The 16,925-nt window shown below is 56.1% G+C and carries 15 protein-coding genes and 1 pseudogene; 2 read left to right on the forward strand and 14 right to left on the reverse strand.

Translation table 11 applies throughout. The annotated features are described in order from the left end of the window. Positions 1–9 precede the first annotated feature (9 nt). Complete coding sequence (locus FHW71_RS01900; protein ID WP_179450479.1) at positions 10–786, forward strand: hypothetical protein; 777 nt, start codon at positions 10–12, stop codon at positions 784–786. A gap of 21 nt (positions 787–807) precedes the next feature. Here FHW71_RS01900 and FHW71_RS01905 read toward each other — a convergent pair whose 3' ends face one another. The 7 genes and pseudogenes from FHW71_RS01905 to FHW71_RS01935 all read right to left on the reverse strand — a co-directional run bounded on the left by FHW71_RS01905 (position 808) and on the right by FHW71_RS01935 (position 6,540). Then, positions 808–1,659, reverse strand: a complete 852-nt coding sequence (locus tag FHW71_RS01905; protein WP_179450477.1) for an aldo/keto reductase — start codon at positions 1,657–1,659, stop codon at positions 808–810. A gap of 118 nt (positions 1,660–1,777) precedes the next feature. Then, a complete protein-coding gene (locus FHW71_RS01910; protein ID WP_179450475.1) occupies positions 1,778–2,839 on the reverse strand; it encodes an alpha/beta fold hydrolase in 1,062 nt (353 codons plus the stop codon). A gap of 46 nt (positions 2,840–2,885) precedes the next feature. Then, positions 2,886–3,041: pseudogene (locus tag FHW71_RS01915) on the reverse strand (flavodoxin); the annotation flags it as partial. Between the two features lie 94 nt (positions 3,042–3,135). Next, the gene (locus FHW71_RS01920; RefSeq protein ID WP_179450472.1) at positions 3,136–3,894 is read right to left on the reverse strand and encodes a carboxymuconolactone decarboxylase family protein; all 759 of its coding nucleotides are present in this window, start codon (positions 3,892–3,894) and stop codon (positions 3,136–3,138) included. Beyond that, positions 3,872–4,342, reverse strand: a complete 471-nt coding sequence (locus FHW71_RS01925) for a cupin domain-containing protein (RefSeq protein ID WP_179450470.1) — start codon at positions 4,340–4,342, stop codon at positions 3,872–3,874. The genes FHW71_RS01920 and FHW71_RS01925 overlap by 23 nt, the downstream gene beginning before the upstream one ends. A 67-nt stretch (positions 4,343–4,409) precedes the next feature. Beyond that, entirely contained in the window at positions 4,410–5,858 is a 1,449-nt protein-coding gene (locus tag FHW71_RS01930; RefSeq protein ID WP_179450467.1) for a heavy metal sensor histidine kinase, read from the reverse strand. After that, positions 5,851–6,540, reverse strand: coding sequence for a heavy metal response regulator transcription factor (locus tag FHW71_RS01935; protein WP_179450465.1), 690 nt, complete (start codon positions 6,538–6,540; stop codon positions 5,851–5,853). The genes FHW71_RS01930 and FHW71_RS01935 overlap by 8 nt, the downstream gene beginning before the upstream one ends. Positions 6,541–6,749: 209 nt before the next feature. On the opposite strand from FHW71_RS01935, the gene FHW71_RS01940 reads away from it, so the two are divergent. Further along, positions 6,750–7,793: an alpha/beta hydrolase gene (locus FHW71_RS01940; protein WP_179450463.1), complete on the forward strand. Its 1,044-nt coding sequence runs from the start codon at positions 6,750–6,752 to the stop codon at positions 7,791–7,793. Here the strand turns inward: FHW71_RS01940 and FHW71_RS01945 are convergent. The 7 genes from FHW71_RS01945 to FHW71_RS01975 form a co-directional block, all read right to left on the reverse strand. Continuing rightward, complete coding sequence (locus tag FHW71_RS01945) at positions 7,790–9,001, reverse strand: multidrug effflux MFS transporter (RefSeq protein ID WP_179450461.1); 1,212 nt, start codon at positions 8,999–9,001, stop codon at positions 7,790–7,792. The genes FHW71_RS01940 and FHW71_RS01945 overlap by 4 nt on opposite strands. A 121-nt stretch (positions 9,002–9,122) precedes the next feature. Continuing rightward, positions 9,123–9,962 (reverse strand): DUF817 domain-containing protein, encoded by an 840-nt coding sequence (locus tag FHW71_RS01950; RefSeq protein WP_179450459.1) that lies wholly within the window; start codon positions 9,960–9,962, stop codon positions 9,123–9,125. Positions 9,963–10,143: 181 nt separating this feature from the next. Next, positions 10,144–11,523 (reverse strand): NtaA/DmoA family FMN-dependent monooxygenase, encoded by a 1,380-nt coding sequence (locus FHW71_RS01955; protein ID WP_179450457.1) that lies wholly within the window; start codon positions 11,521–11,523, stop codon positions 10,144–10,146. Between the two features lie 19 nt (positions 11,524–11,542). Next, entirely contained in the window at positions 11,543–13,165 is a 1,623-nt protein-coding gene (locus FHW71_RS01960; protein WP_179450455.1) for an ABC transporter ATP-binding protein, read from the reverse strand. Next, positions 13,165–14,022 (reverse strand): ABC transporter permease, encoded by an 858-nt coding sequence (locus FHW71_RS01965; RefSeq protein WP_179450453.1) that lies wholly within the window; start codon positions 14,020–14,022, stop codon positions 13,165–13,167. The genes FHW71_RS01960 and FHW71_RS01965 overlap by 1 nt, the downstream gene beginning before the upstream one ends. Then, a complete protein-coding gene (locus FHW71_RS01970; RefSeq protein ID WP_179450451.1) occupies positions 14,019–15,041 on the reverse strand; it encodes an ABC transporter permease in 1,023 nt (340 codons plus the stop codon). The genes FHW71_RS01965 and FHW71_RS01970 overlap by 4 nt, the downstream gene beginning before the upstream one ends. Continuing rightward, entirely contained in the window at positions 15,038–16,648 is a 1,611-nt protein-coding gene (locus FHW71_RS01975) for an ABC transporter substrate-binding protein (protein ID WP_179450449.1), read from the reverse strand. The genes FHW71_RS01970 and FHW71_RS01975 overlap by 4 nt, the downstream gene beginning before the upstream one ends. Positions 16,649–16,925: the final 277 nt, after the last annotated feature.

The following is a 16,925-nucleotide window of genomic DNA, read 5'->3' on the forward strand; positions in this document are numbered from 1 at the left end:
GAATTCCGGGTGAATATACGCAGTTTATTACTCCCTTTTCTTGTATTCTGGCTATCGGCAGCCATTGCAGGGCCATTCCCGGTACCATTATCAATCACCAGAACCGATGATCGACCCGCTCGCTTACGAGTGATCTGGACAACTATTGATATCCCATTTGCTGATACCCAGGCACCGGAAAATTATTGGTTTGGCAGTTCCTGGTCAACAGGTTCTAAATTTGAAGTGGTACAAAGTGAGACCTGCGTCAATGATATATGTGGTTCAAAAGTTATACCGGGTGAAACCATCAGTGCTACCGCCATGCGAGCGTTTAAGAAAGGACCATCTACGACCTACTATTCTGCGGCTGGCGGAGCAAATGGTCGTTGCGTGGCATTTGGTGGTATTCCACAGGGCAATACATCTTATGCAACCGCCATATTACCAACAGGTTGTTTAAAAACACAACCGCCCAATGTTTATTGTTATATCGTTACGCCAGAAATAAACTTAAATCACGGATCCATTTCAATTAAAGACGCAGCTACGTCGACAGCCAGCGCATCAGTCAGCATCAATTGCTCACAAAAAAACAATATAAAATTAAGTCTGGAGAGCAAGCTTACTTATGTCCCACTTAATAATGATGCTAAAGCCAATATTCTTATAAATAATAAACAGCCGGGCGATAAACATTCTCTGGAAACGGGCCTATCTTCCCTGACCATTACCAGCCAGCTGGAAGGCATTACCCAAGGCGGCACCTATTCAGGTACCGCCGTTTTAATTATTGAGCCGGTCTAAAGAGATTGATATCAGAACTGTTTAGACATCCAGTTTTCTGCCGGTCAGCCACTCGACCATTGCGGGATCGCGGTGCGAGAAGAAGGCGCTGGTCGCGCTATCCAGCGCGGTAATTTGCTGCATTTCTGCCTCGCTGAGTTCAAAGTCCAGCACGTTGATATTTTCTGCCATGCGCGCTTTGCGCACCGATTTCGCCAGCGACACGATGCCGCGCTGGAAGATCCAGCGCAGAACCACCTGGCCAACGCTCTTGCCATATTTTTCGCCAATCTTCGTCAGCAGCGGATGCTGGAATAAACCGTTTCTGCCTTCAGCAAATGGTGCCCAGGCCTCGGGCTGAATATTGCGGCTCTTCATCCATGGCACGGCGTGTAGCTGTTGATTGAACGGATTGACTTCAACCTGATTGACTGCCGGAATCACCTTGTTGAACGCGAGGAGGTCCGCCAGACGATCCGGCTGGAAATTGCTGACGCCAATCGCTTTGATCTTGCCCGTCTGCTGCAACTCTTCCATCGCCCGCCAGGCACCGTGCACATCGCCGTACGGCTGGTGAATCAGATAGAGATCGACGTAATCCATCTGCAAGCGATTAAGTGAGCGCTCAAACTGCGCCTTGGCACCTTCATAACTCGTGTCCTGTAGCCACAGTTTGGTAGTGACGAACAGTTCATCGCGCGCGATGCCGCTCTGCTTGAGGGCATTGCCGACCTGAGTTTCGTTTTGATAAGACGCGGCGGTATCAATCAGGCGATAACCGGTTTCAATGGCGTCGATTACCGCGCGCTCGCACTCAGTGGCATCGGTCATCTGAAACACACCAAAGCCCAGCAGAGGCATATCGAGGCCGTTATTGAGTTTTACAGTTTGCATGGCGTTATCCTTTTGAGCGTTTCCAAAAGCATAACGCCACCGCATTGATTTGATTAGACCTAGTAATCAGCTAGGGTTTATTAGTTGTATTCATCAATCCATAAACCCTGCCGTTGAGCTATTGCAGATGCTTCTGCTGCAAAAACTGGCTGACCTGATCGGCGATCTGTACGTTATTCAGGTCGGAGAACGGGAAATGAGTGTTGCCTTTAATGCCGATTTCCGGCAGGTGAATCACCTGCACATCGCCACCGTGTTTATTCACCACATCTTGCCACTGGCGCGCCATCGCCAGCCTTACGCGCCAGCTGTCCTGCGCCGGCATGGCGCTGGGTTTATCCGGGATGTTATCGCCATAGAAGATCAGAATAGGAATTTTGGTCAGCGCCATAAACTTATCCAGCGCCACCGGTTCACCCTTCAGCGTATCGAACGCGCTGGGCATTGCTGGCGGTAATTCATTTTCTGGAAACACAAAGCCGCTGCCCGGTTCAAAGGCGACGATGGCTTTGACCTTGCTGTTTTTCATCGCGGTGTACCAGCCAGGTCCGCCGCCCTGCGAATGGGTAAACAGAATGGCGGGACCGCTTTTATCAACCACGGCGGAGAGCGCATCCGAAATAACATTGACGTCAAACGGCCCGGTATTGGGCGTCATCTGGCGGAAGTATTGGTTCAGCGCCTCTTTATGCTGTGAGAACTGCACGCCTTTGAAGAAGGTGGGCCACACGCCGAGACGGAACTGATTGAACCACAGCTGCTCATCCGGTTTCGGCGTTAGCGTGCTTTCTACCGTGCTGCGACCGGCGCTACCGCGACGCGGCTGATCGACCAGATAAGTGGCAAATCCGCGTCGCAGAAATAGGTTCTGGAAGCCTTCGCGGCCATCCGGCGTGCTTTCCCAGGTGCGGGAAAACTGCCCGGCCCCGTGCAGCATAACGATGGGATATTTATGTGCATGTGGCGGAATTTGATAAAACACCGCCGCGTGATCGCCATGATAAGTCTGGCCTGCGGCATCCAGCGGCTTTTTGGCATCGAATTGCCCTGGCGCGGTTATCACCGTGCCGCCCGCCGCAAAACTACCTTGTTCCTGAATCACTAAAGGTTCCACCTGTGCGGCGACGATAAAGCTGGTCGCCAGCACGCATAGGCTGCAGATTTTGATCAATTTCTTCACGTCCTTTCCCCTCAATATTCCGCTTAAGTTAATGACGATAGCCAGCTTCGCTGTCACCAATGCCATAACCGCCGTGCGTGATAAATGGAATCACGCGTTTATTGCTTAAATCGTGGCTGCTGAGAAAGGTATTTATCAGCGGAGGCAGCGTGGTGCCCCAAATGGAGAAGCCGAAATAAACCGTTTGTATGCAGGTGCGCATGAATGCGCACCCTACGAAAAACGCGCCAATCCTTTGTAGGGTCGCCATTTATGGTGACCGAAAGATGCTTAACTGACGCGCATTACCAGCGTTATCACGCGCTTTGCGTTGCCTGCATCGCTGCTTCCGCGCGATCCGCCGCCTCAACTTCCCCATTGGCGCGCAACAGCTCCGTTAGCTGCTGCAACTGGCCGCGCGTGATCCCTACGCGCAAGCTGGCGCGCGTATGTGACAGCAGCTGCGATTCTGCTCCCGGCGTGGCGGCCAAGGCACCCACCGTGGCCAGCTCACGGCTTTGCCAGCCAAGGTTGTCACGGGCAAAAATATCGCCAAACAGATGGGTTTGCAGGAACTGGTTGATCACCGGCGCGAAGTCGAAAAGTGGTCCTTGCACCGGCGCGCCAGAAATTTTGGTCTGGTTGTCGGTGCCCAGCTGACGCAGCGCATCGCCCACCGGAACCGGCTGCACTGGTTCTTTACCCACTTCATCCTTGATACCGCGCTGCTTGCGCGCTTCCGTGACTTTCATCAGCGCGCTCAGCGCGTTGAGACTGCGCGGAAAACCGGTGTAGGCATACAGCTGCACCAGTATTTCTTTGGCTTCGTTTACCGTTAATCCGGCGTCCAGCCCCTGATTAAGCGCCGCATCCAGTTTTTCCATATTGCTGGTTGCCATAAACGCCGCCATCAGCGGAATGGCTTGTTGACGTGCCGAGAGCGTCTCGGACGGATTTGATGACTGATTCATTGCAGGTGTCACTCCTTGTTGGGTTGCAGCATAGGTCGTCAGGTTTCCGGCGAACATCATGACGATGCCGACGGTGAGTTGCTTAATCGGCGCGATAGTGTTCATCAGTCACTTTCTCCATCCAGGTTACGCTTTTGCCATCCACCACGCCGGTCACCGCGATATGTGTCATCGCACTGTTAGCGCTGGCGCCATGCCAGTGCTTGACGCCTGGCGGGCAGATCACCACATCGCCAACACGGATGATCTGCACCGGTTGCCCTTCCTGCTGGGTCAAGCCCACGCCGGAGGTGACAATCAGCCGTTGCCCGGCGGGATGCGTGTGCCACGCCGAGCGCGCGCCGGGTTCAAAGGTGACATACGCAGCCGAGGCAATGATGTGGTTATCCGCCACAAACAGCGGATCAACGCGCACCTGACCGGTGAAGTTCTGCGCGGGACCGGTAAGCGCTGATTGGCTGCCGGCCGGTGCAATCTGCACCAAAGGTTCGGCGGCAACCGATGAGAAAGCAAAGGACAGTAATAGCCCCAAATAACCCGATTTTGCTGTCATGCAGTGCGTCCTATTTTGTTGAACATGGATGCTGCGAGGCATCGATTCTAACGAGGCGCAGATGTCGTCAGGCTGACGCGTTACTGACAATGTTGTCAGTTTTCAGCGAGGCGACGGGCGCGGCAGACAGCGTTTTACGCTCGGGCGTTAAGGCAAAGGTCAGCCCAAACGTGTTAATTCCACTTTCACTGCGCGCGAACACGTCACCGCGATGCATGATGGCCACCGCGCGCACAATCGATAATCCCAGCCCATGATGTGTATCGCTTTTGGCGCGCGACGCGTCCACGCGGTAAAAGCGCTCAAACAGGCGATGCAGATGCTCCGGCGCGATGGCGTCGCCGTGGTTCGAAACCGCCACCATCGCCTCTGTTTTGGATTCACTCAGCGTGACGGTAATGGTGCTGTGCGGCGCGGCATGGCGCGCACTGTTCTCCAGCAGATTCGCCAGCGAGCGATGGAATAAGCGCCGATCGATATGCACCTGCGCATCGCCGTCAATCTGCAATCGCAGCTGCTTTTCGGCGAAACTGGGTTCTACGTATTCAGCGGTTTTAGCGGTCTCTGCGCGCAGCGACACGCACGTCAGCTGTGAAGCATGTTCACCCGCATGGGCATGTGACAGGAACAGCATGTCGTTGACGATGGAGGTCATTCGTTCCAGCTCCTCCAGATTGGAGCCGAGTAAATCCTCCAGCTCGGCTGGCGATCGGCGGCGCGCTAAGCCCAGCTGTGTCTGACCGATCAAATTGGTCAGCGGCGTGCGCAGCTCGTGCGCGACATCAGCATTGAAACTCTCCAACTGCCGCCACGCGACCGCCTGTCTCTCCAGCACGCCGTTAAATGAGGAGGCCAGCGGCTGCAGCTCATCCGGCAAAGTGTCGGTGTTGAGGCGCTGAGCGTGATCGCCCGGCACCAGCTGCTGCGCCTGCTGGCTTAGCGCGCCCACCGGTCGCAGGCCAATGCGTGAAATTGCGTAACCGAGCATCGCCACAATAAACACGCCGACTAACGCGATAATCAGTAGCGTACGCGTGAAGGCATCCAGCGTGCCCATGTAAGGCGTGGAATCGATGGCCACCACATAGCGCAGCGCCGGCCGCTCGCCGTGCGCGGCGATGGTTTTCACCAGCAGAAACAGCGAGCAGGCCTCATCGGTTGCGCCCGGCACTTTATTAAAGCCTTCCTGCAAGGCGTCCCAGCGCACGCCGAGCGGCGGCGCACCGCCCACGCTGAAACGTGCATCGTCACTCAAAATCCAGTAACGCACGCGCTCACCTTCCGCGCTGGTTAAATCGGTGAACTTACTGGCCAGCGCCGACCAGCCTTCAGGCGAGCTGCGCGCGCTAATCCACGGACTCATCAGCGATGCACGAAACTGCAGTTCGTTGTGCATCTGCTTTTGCAGCGAATCATGTAGCGAATTGCGCAGCAACAGGCCAATCGTTGAGACGATCAGCACCATGCTGACAACAAACATCAGCGCCAGCCGCGCGGAGATCGAACCTTTAAACATGCTGATCCTCCCGCACTTCCAACACGTAGCCCATGCCGCGCACGGTATGCAGCAGTTTGACCGCAAAAGGCGCGTCGATTTTGCCGCGTAACCGCTTAATCGCCACTTCCACCACATTGGCGTCGCTATCGAAATTCATGTCCCAAACCTGTTCAGCGATCATCATCTTCGACAAAATTTCGCCCTGATGCCGCGCCAGCAAACTGAGCAGCGCGAACTCTTTGGCGGTCAGCTCCAGCCGATTGCCGTGACGGAATACGCGGCGCGCCAGCAGATCGAGATGCAGATCGTGGATTTGCAACTGGGTGATGTCAGCACCATCGGTGGCACGACGCCGCACCAGCGCCTGGATGCGCGCCACCAGTTCAATCAGCGAAAAAGGCTTGGGCAGATAATCATCCGCACCGAGCCGCAATCCTTTTACCCGCTCATCCACCGAACCCCGCGCCGATAGCATCAGCACCGGCGTTTGTTTGTTGCTGCGAATGCCTTCCAGCACGCGATAACCGTCGATGCCCGGCAGCATCACGTCGAGGATCACCGCGTCGTAATCAAACTCGAGCGCAAAGTGCAGCCCTTCCGCGCCGTCGGCTGAGACATCCACGCTAAACCCCGATTCACCCAGCGCGCGGCTCAGGTAAGTGGAGGTTTTCTCTTCGTCTTCAACCAACAATAAGCGCATAGCTGGGGCTTCCTCTGTTTACAACGTTGAACGTTATGTTGCGCGTCGCTCACCAACAGCAAGCTGACAAGTTGCTGACAGCGCTGTCAGTTAGCGTATGGCTGAAACTGACAAGGTTGTTATGTTCTGGTCATGATGCTGTCAGCCCGCGCGCCTTAAGCTTTCGTGCACGGCCACTTTCAGGCCACTACTTTTCTCCGGGAGCGAAGATGAAACTCACTGCTATTCATGCCCTGCTGTTCACCGCAATTTCCGTCAGCGCACAGGCCGCTAATTACAAACAAAACCCTTTCACGCTGGTTTATGACGGCGCGATTACGCAAAACGTGGCGGGCAAGGTCAACATTCATCCAGTGAAATACGATCTGCACGGCCTGCAAATCGCCGCCAATGTCTACACGCCCGCTCATTACGATCCGTCAAAGAAATATCCCGCGATTGTGGTCACGCATCCTAACGGCGGCGTGAAAGAACAAGTTGCTGGTTTGTACGCACAGCGACTGGCCGAACACGGTTACATCACCATCACCGCCGATGCCGCTTATCAGGGTGCCAGCGGCGGCATGCCACGCAGCGTGGATATCCCGGCTAACCGTATCGAAGATATTCACGGCATGGCCGATTACCTCAGCAATTATCCCGGCGTCGATGCCGCACGCATCGGCCTGCTCGGCATCTGCGGCGGCGGCGGTTACTCGCTGAAGGCGGCCCAGACGGATAAGCGGTTTAAAGCGCTCGCGACTCTGAGCATGTTCGATTCCGGGCGGGTGCGCCGCAACGGCTATCAGGATTCCCAGATCGCCACTATTCAGGATCGCCTGCGTGCCGCCACCGAGGCGCGCAGCAAAGAAGCCGCGGGCGGTGAAGTCAGCTACTCCGGCGACGCCAATCTGACCGATGAACAGATCGCTAAACTGCCGTTCGATCTCTATCGCCAGGGTTACGCCTATTACTGGAAAACCCACGCCCATCCGAACTCAACCTTCCGCTACACCACCAGCAGCCTGCTGGAGTTGATGCGCTTTGATGCGCAAAGCAACATGGAGCTGATCAACCAGCCGCTGCTGATGATGGCGGGCAGCAAAGCTGACTCGCTCTACATGACACAAAGCGCCTTTAGCAAAGCCAGCGGAACCGCCAACAAAACGCTCTATCTCATCGCAGGCGCAACCCACATCGAGACGTACTGGGTACCACGTTATGTCGATGAAGCGATGAGCCAACTCGATCCGTTCTTCGACCAGAACATTTAATCTTGCGACTTTGCCGTGGCGGCGCTGATCGCCATCACCGCGCTCGCCACGGTAAACAGCGCGATAATCCAGCCCATGGTCCACGGCGTGCCGTCGCTTAACAGCGCCAGCAGCAGCGACGAGATGATGCCGCTGCCGTATTGCAGCGAGCCAATCAGCGCCGAGGCGGAACCCGCCATATTCGGCACCGCATCCATCGCCGCCGCCGTTGAGGTGGCCGCGATAATGCCGTTCATCGAGAAGAACACGAACACCGAGAGAATGATCATCACGATGCCGCCGAGCTGCAGTTTGGTGCAGAGCGCGAGGATCAGCGCTGCCACTGTGGCGGTTAGCACGGCAAACTTCAGCAGCGACTCAAGCGGATAGCGATGCACCAAACGTCGATTCACCATGCTCACCGCCATCAAACCCACCACGTTGACCGCAAACAGCCAGCCATAGTGCTGCGCATCAATGCCGAAGTAAGAGATGTAGACAAAAGGCGAGCCGGTAATAAAGGCATAAGCGGCGACGTAATAGAACGCCACGCACAGGGTAAAACGCATGAAATGGCGATTTTTCAGCAGCGCGAAATAGTTACGAAACGCGCCCGGCAGCGAGGCTTTTACCCTTTTCTCCGGCGGCAAGGTTTCCGGCAACCAGCTGATCAACATCAGCATCACGCCGCCGATAGCCGCTAAAAGCCAGAAGATGGCATGCCAGGATGTCACACGGATCATCTGCCCGCCCAACAGCGGCCCGGCAATTGGCGCAATCGCCATAATCACCATCAGCGTCGAGAGCATCTGCGCGGCACGCGAGCGAGCAAACAGATCGCGAATCATGGCGCGCGCCAGCATCGGTCCGGTACAAGCACCCAGCGCCTGGAACACGCGCCAGAACACGATGTGGGTAATGTCAGTGGAGAGCGCACAACCCGCAGAGCCGATGACAAACAGCGTCAGCCCAATAAACAACGGCGTTTTACGGCCGAAGTGATCGCTCAACGGCCCCCAAATCAGCTGGGCAATACAGAAGCCGATAAGAAAGCCGGTGATGGTGAGTTCCGCATCGCCGTACAGCTCGCGCGCCATGATCGGCATGGCGGGCAGATAGATATCCGTGGATAGCGAGGTGATCGCCATCAACGCACTCAGAATGAGGATAAACGGCAAACCGCTCGATTTGACGGTGAAGGATTGCGTACGCGTTGAGGCGTGATCCATGTTGAATTCCAGAGAGATCGAATTCGTCCATGTTAGCGGAAGGGATTGTGAAGATAATGGCCTGAAATGACATTGCGCCTATGAGGAAAATTCATTAATAGGCGCAATGAATTGACATGACTTACTGCGCAATATGCACGCGTTTTTTTATATCCTTAAGGAACAGCGTGATAGTAAATGTCATCATCACCAGCATTGACCATGCGCCCCACTTGCCGACATGCACCGTCGCCCACGCGCCAAGCTGATTGGGATATTGCCAGACGCCAAAAAAGGTGCCCAGATTCTCTGCCAGCCAAATAAAGAAACCGATCAGGATAAACGCTACCAGCAGCGGCATGCGAAATGGACGATCGTAGGGGGTAAATATCACTTCCGAGCGTGCATATAAGCCCAACGCCACCGCTGCGATATACCAGCGGTAATCACCGATATAGTGATGGGTAAAGAAATTTGCATAGAGCGCCAGCGAGAGCAGCACCGCATGAAGAATCGGCGGATGATGGCGGATTTTAAGATCCATCAGACGCCAGCACTGAATTATGTAGCTTCCAACCGCCGCATACATAAAGCCGCTAAAGAGCGGTACACCGCCGATTTTACTCCAGCCCGCTTCGGGGTAATGCCATGAACCAATGGCTGACGAGGTTTTGAATAGCTCTAAGCCAAAACCGAGCAGATGAAACAGGGTGATGGATTTCAGTTCATCCCAGCTTTCCAGTTTGGTGGCAACCATTATTAGCTGGATAGACACGGCGATCATCAGCAGCAGGTCGTAACGCGTAATGCCGAACATGCCGCCACGCGGCACACAAAATATCGCGAGGAAAAACAGGCCAGCAAATAAGCACGCTCGCGCCTCTTTGATGCCAAACCAGAGAAATTCGATGCCAAACCGCCGAATACCGGTTAAGCGCATAGCGGGAGGATGGATGAGAAACTGATCGAGGCGGTTATGCATAACGGATTCCCTGCGCAGTGAAACGTCCTTTTTATCAGCATAATCAAAAAGTCAGGCAGCGTCGCGTAATGCTTTTTCGTCGGTGAGTGCGGTCGCCATGAATGGCGACCCTACGGGATTTATTGCGATAGTGAGTAGAATCGTAGGGTGCGCATTTATGCGCACCTGGTTAATCGTGATGCTAATCCAACGTCAACGTCCGTTGCGGATGCGTCGCCGGCAATTTGCTCTCCTTGCCGAAAATCTTCTCGCGCAGCGTGCCTGATTTATACGCCGTTTGCGCCAGGCCGCGTTTTTGCAGCACCGGCACCACGTGTTCGACCCACTCATCCCACCAGCCGAGCGTGGTGATCGGCACCACGTTAAAACCATCAACGCCTGCATCAGCAAACTGCTGCACCCGGTCGGCGATCTGTTCTGGCGTACCGGCAAAACGGCCCGGCAGCAACGCATGCTGGATCAGGTATTCGCGCCACGTCAGCACACGGCCTTGCCCATAATCAGCATCAACCGCGATACGGAATTTCGAGCGCATATGCTGGCTGAACTCCTCGCGGCGACTGAGTTCAGTCAGCGGCGTATCAGGATCGATATTCGCCAGATCGATGCCCGAACCTCCGCTATAGAAGCCCTGCAATGCATTGATATCAATGTTGTCGAACAGATATTGCTGCTTGCGCTTCGCCTCTTCCTCAGTCGATCCAATCACGGTGGACAGCATCACCAGCTTCTTCAAATCCTCCGGCTGGCGACCGAAATCCACCACATCCTGATTGAGGATGGCGATATCTTTGCGCGCGGTGTCTGGCGTTTGCGATGGCAGGAACGTCACTTCGGCGTTGCGCGCGGCAAAGCGGCGTCCGGCATCCGAGTTGCCGGCCTGGAAGAACACCGGGCTGCGCTGCGGTGAAGGCTCAACAATGTGCGGCCCTTCCACCCGATAGCGCTTACCAACGTGGTTGATTTTATGGATCTTGTCGGCATCGAAAAAGCGGTTGGTAGCGGGATCGTGCAGCACTGCGCCCTCTTCCCACGACAGCTCCCACAGCTTATACGCCACATCGAGATACTCCTGCGCCCATGCGTAGCGTTCGTCGTGCGGCACAATGTCCTGATAGCCGTAGTTGCGGAAGCCGTTGGAGAGATACGAAGTGACGATATTCCAGCCGATGCGACCGCGGGTAAATTCATCCAGTGAGGAGATCTGGCGCGCAAACGAGAACGGATGGGTCTGAATCACGTTGCTGGTCACCACTAAACCAAGATTTTCGGTGGCTAAACCCAGTGCCGAAAGAATGGTGATCGGATCGGGCTCGGGGAACTGAGTACCGGCACTAATCGTGGTTTTGCCGTCGCCATAATCGATGTCATACACGCCCACCACATCGGCGATGAACAAGGTATCAAACAGCCCTTTCTCCAGGGTTTTCACCGTCTTTACATAGGCATCAAGCTGGTTGTAGTTGTACTGAACCTGGCCTTCCGGCGTGCGCCAGTAACCGTGGCTATGGTGGTTCGGCGTGAGATGCAAAAATCCGTTATAAATCAGTTCGCGTGACATGTTCGCTCCTGTAGCAAAGTTAGGCAGTTTCCGGCGCGGCCAGACGTGGCAGCGAGGCAAGTAACGTCTGGGTGTAAGGATGGCGCGGGCGGTAGAACACCTCATCGGCGGCGCCCTGCTCAACCGCCTGGCCGTTCTGCATCACCAACACGCGATCGCTCATGTGATGGATCACGCCAAGATCGTGCGAGATAAACAGATAGCTGACGCCGAGCTGCGCCTGTAGATCGCTTAGCAGATCGAGAATCTGCGCCTGAATGGTGACATCCAGCGCCGACACCGCTTCGTCGAGCACAATCACTTTTGGATGAGTCGCGATCGCGCGGGCAATCGCCACACGCTGGCGCTGGCCGCCCGACATGCGCGCTGGACACTGCGTGAGATGCTCTGCGCCGAGCCCAACCGATTGCAGCAGGCTAATCGCTCGCTCGCGCGGTGTTTGCGTTGGCGCATGCCGATCGAGCGCGATCGCATCCAGCAGGATGTCGGCCACGCGCCAGCGCGGATCGAACGAGGAGAGCGGATCCTGATACACCACGGCGATCTGGCGGCGAATGGCACGTTGATCGGCGGCGGACGCGTGGCTCCACGGCTGACCGGCAAACAGCACCTCGCCGCTGTCCGGTGTTTCCAGCGCCAGCGCAATGCGTGACAAGGTGGTTTTGCCTGAACCCGACTCGCCGACAATTCCCAATGTCTCGCCGCGTTTTAAGCTAAAGGAAACGTCATCGACGGCGCTGTGCCCACGAAAACGCTTCACGATATGTCGCGCTTCCAGCAGCACTTCCGCTGATGGCGTCACGGATCGGATTGGCACACTTGCCGCGCTGCCCGAAAGGCGTTGCCCTTTAGTGTGCTCGCTGGGAATCGCGTTAATCAAACCTTGGGTATATGCATGCTGCGGCTGTTGCAGGACTTGCTGCGCCGTACCCGCCTCGACAATCGATCCGCCCTGCATCACCAGAATCTGATCGGCGATTTTCGCCACCACTGCCAGATCGTGGCTAATCAGAATTACGCTGGTGCCGCGATCCAGCATCTGCCGTAAGACCTCCAGCACCTGCGCCTGCACCGTGACATCCAGCGCGGTGGTGGGCTCATCGGCGATCAGCACATCCGGATGCAGCGCAATCGCCGAAGCGATCAACGCGCGCTGGCGCAAGCCGCCCGATAACTCTCCAGGCCGCTGGCTGGCGCGATAAGCCGCCTGCGGCACGCCGACTTCTTCCAGCAAGGTCTGCACTTTCTGCTGACGGCTGGCGGCGTTGCCCCAGCCATGCAGCGCCAGCGCTTCGGCGATCTCTTTGCCCACCGGACGCAGCGGATCCAGCGACACCAGCGCGTCCTGTAAAATGAAACCCACTTTGCTGCCGCGCACCTGCCGCCACCAACTGTCGCTACGCTGCTGCAGCGTCTCGCCGTGCAGGCTCAGCGTTTCAGCCTGCACCTGCAATCCGTCACCGGCTAATCCCACCAGCGAACGAGCGGTGACGCTTTTTCCCGATCCCGATTCACCCACCAGTGCCAGACATTGGCCGCGTTGCAGTGCGAAGCTGACGTTTTTCACAATATGGCGCGGTTGCCCGCTTTCACTGCTGGCCCAGATATTCAGGCCGCGCACATCAATCACATTGCTGCTCATTAGCGCTTCTCTCCTTCCGCTCGCTGCTGGATATAGCGGCCAATCTGCGTGAACGACAGCGCCACCAGTACAATGGCAATGCCCGGCAACACTTCCAGCCACCAGGCGACGGTGACGTTAATTTTTCCGGCTTCGAGCAGCGCGCCCCACTCCGGCGACGGCGGCACTACGCCTAATCCAAGAAACGACAATCCAGATGCCCACACCACCGATTGCCCGATGCCTAACGCCACCAGCGAGAACAACGGCCGGAACACGTTGGGCGCGATGTGCTGGATAAACAGCCGCGGCCAGGGATGCCCGAGCGCACGCGCCGCTTCGACATAACCGGATTGTTTGACCTGCAATGCCTGCGCCCGCACCAGTCGCGCATAGCCCGGCGCGGTGCCAATGCCGACCGAGACCAGTAAACTGCTGGCGGATGGACCCAGCAGCGCAACAAACAGCAGCGCCAACAGCAAGGTGGGAAACGCCAGCAGGATTTCCAGCAGACGATTGACCGGCTCCGCCAGCCAGCGCGGCCCGAGCGCGGCGCTAAAGCCAAGCACCACCGCACCAAACAGCGCGATCACCATCGCGCCGATGCCAATCAGCAGCGACTGACGCGTACCCCAGATAATGCGGCTGTAGAGGTCACGGCCAATGTCATCGGTGCCGAGCCAGTTGTTCCACGAAGGTGCTTGCAGCGCGCGATAGAGATCGGTGCTGAAGGGATCGTGCGTCGCCAGCACGCCGGGCGCGATGGCCGCGACAATAAAGAACAGCGCCACGAGGGCGGAGAGCAGCACCGAAAGCGGCAGTTGCCAGCTGAAGCGCGTGGTGCGCGGTGCGGCGTAATCCGTGAGATGAGTTGTCATGCGCGACCTCTCAGACGGGGATCGACGATCAGGTAAATCAGGTCAACCACCAGGTTAATGACGATGTAGAGGAAACTGATAAGAATCACGATGCCGGAGACCAGCGCAAAATCCTTGTTGCTCACCGCATTGACCAGCACGTTGCCGAGTCCCGGCCGGGCAAATAACGCTTCCACCAGCACCGCGCCAGAGAGCAAATTGCCGATCGCCCAGCCGCTCAACGTGATGGCCGGAATCAGCGCGTGGCGTAACACATGGCGCAGCCGCACGCCCGCCAGACTCATACCGCGCGCCCGCGCCGACAGCACAAACGGCTGCTGCATGCTGCGTTCAAATTCGCCGCGAATCGCGTGTCCAATAAAGCCCGCCAGCGGAATAGCCAGCGTGATGGCGGGAAGCACGGTGCCGAGCAGGCTGGTGCCGCCGACCACCGGGAACCAGCGCAGGCCGATGGCGAAAACGATCAGCAGCAGAATACCAATCCAGTACTGCGGCAATCCGGCCATGATGGTTTCCACCGCCGAACCAAACGCCGCCAGCCGACGATGGCGACCGGCGGTGAGCAGCGTCCACGGAATGGCAATAATCCACGCCAGCAGCAGCGCGGCAATCGCCAGCGTAAAGGTCGGCAGCAATTTCTCGGCGATGATGTGCACCACCGGCCGCTGCAGCTCAAATGAGAAACCAAAATCGGCGTGTAGCAGCCGCCAGAAATAGTGCAGATACTGCTCGACAATAGGCTTATCAAAACCGTATTGCGCGTTGATCGGTGCCAGCTCAGCCGACGTGCGTTCAATCACCTGCCCGGAAGTGATATTCAGCAAGATAGTGGCGCGATCGCCTGGCAGCACCGAAAGCACCAAAAAAGTTACGGTGATGGTGCCCCACAGCACGAACAGCGCGGAGGCGATACGCAGTGAAATCCGCCGCAGCAACAACGCCGTGCGGCTGCGTGGCGTGGCCACGTTTGCCAGATGGGCGGCGCTGTTTTGCGGCGACGATGACGTTAATTCACTCATGGCTGCTCCTGCACGAAGTAAGCATCGTTAAAGTTCAGCAATCCGTTGCCCTGATCCTGCCAAAGCCCGCGTAGGTTGTTGGCGATGGCAACGTTGTAGGTGAAGTTGTAGCCGCCGATGGCAATCGCCTGATCGTCAAACCACTTTTGCAGCAGGTCGAATTTTTGCTGACGGCGTTGCGCGTCGGGATCGCGCTGCGCATCAAGGATTTGCGCTTCAACTTCAGGATTATTGAAAAAGCTGGTGTTGTTGCCGTTGAACGCGCCGTTAAGCGCATGGTTGTAGACGATGTCGAGGATGTTGGGCGACGGCCAAACCCAGTAACCAAAGCTGATTTCCTTATCTCCCGGACGCGAACGTGCACCGGCAAAGCCTTCGGTTTGCGTCAGCGGGATCAGATCCAGCTTGATGCCGACGCGTTTGACCTGGTCCTGTACCGCCTGCAGCATCAGCGCGCCTTCCTGGTCGATAATCGCCTGAATAAACGGTAAGCGCGCATCCAGCGTTTTACCGTCTTTGGTGCGATAGCCGGCGGCATCGCGTCCGGTCCAGCCCGCGTCATCCAGCAGCTGATTGGCTTTGGCGATATTGAGCGAATAGCGATCGTCGACATTCAGATAAAGCGGTGTGCTTTTACTCAGCGAGCCGTTGCCCTCATACGGCACTGCGCCTTTAAACACGGTTTTGACAATCTGCTTGCGGTCCAGCGCGTAAGCAAATGCCTGGCGCACCCGCTGATCGGTAAACGGACCGCGCTGCACATTAAAGGAGAACGCCTGCGGCCGTCCCGTGGCGACGTAAGAGAGCGTTTGATAGTGACGTTGCAGCGCCTGCCACTGCGCGGATGGCGGCTGATAAATCACCTCCGCGCCGCCGCTCACCAGTGCGCCCCAGCGCGTGGTGGCATCCGGTACAAACTTCCACTCCAGATGCTTGATATACGCCGGGCCGTTGTGGTGCGCGTTTGGCGGTGCCCAGCGATAATCATCATTGCGCACAAAGCTGATGCCATCGCCGCGCACCCAGCGCGCCACTTTCCACGGTCCGGTGCCGACCGGTCGTAAGCACTTCTGCTCGCTGCTGTTATGCGCCAGCGAATCGGGCGATTGAAATCCGTAATGACCATTTGCCAGCACATTATAGATTTCGGGATTCGGCTCAGATAAATGCAGCGCCACGGTATAATCATCGACCTTGGTAAATCCGGTCATATAAGTAAAACCGTGCCAGCCTATTCCTTTTTGCCACGCTGGATAATTCGCAATAACCGCATCGGCATTAAATACATCGCCATCGGTAAATTTAACGTCGTGGCGTAAATGAAACGTAATGGTTTTACGATCGGCGGATTCACTCCAGCTGGCAGCCAGCCACGGACGAATTTGTCCGTTGTCATAACTCACCAGATAATCAAAAACCTGACGCGATAAATAAGCTTGCTGCACCCAGCCGCCCCACAAGCAAGGTGGCTCCTGCTCATGCAGATAAACCAGCGTGCCGTTGCTATAACGGGGCGAATCGCTCTGCGCGCTGACGCTTAAGGGCAACGCACCACTTATTGTCGCCAATATCGGCATGAATAACCGCTGAAGAGACAGATATTTCATTTCGCTACATTTCCCGGTTAAAGACAAATAACAGATTTCGCATGGATCTATTCCGCTTGAAATTATATTTTTTGGAAATTAATGGGTAACTCACGGAGTAGCGTTTGAATAGAGCACAGATATAAAACGCGGCAAATAACAATAGTGGCAGTGAATATGCAGAATTGAATTATTTGTTCCATATAGTGAAATAAGCAGCGATTAGTTATTTGGTGAAATAGCTTACGCAGAAAAAGCATTAATTTGCGCCCGATGGCGATGACATAGTAATGAAAAT

Source organism: Enterobacter sp. Sphag1F, assembly GCF_014193275.1.
Taxonomy (GTDB): domain Bacteria; phylum Pseudomonadota; class Gammaproteobacteria; order Enterobacterales; family Enterobacteriaceae; genus Pantoea; species Pantoea symbiotica.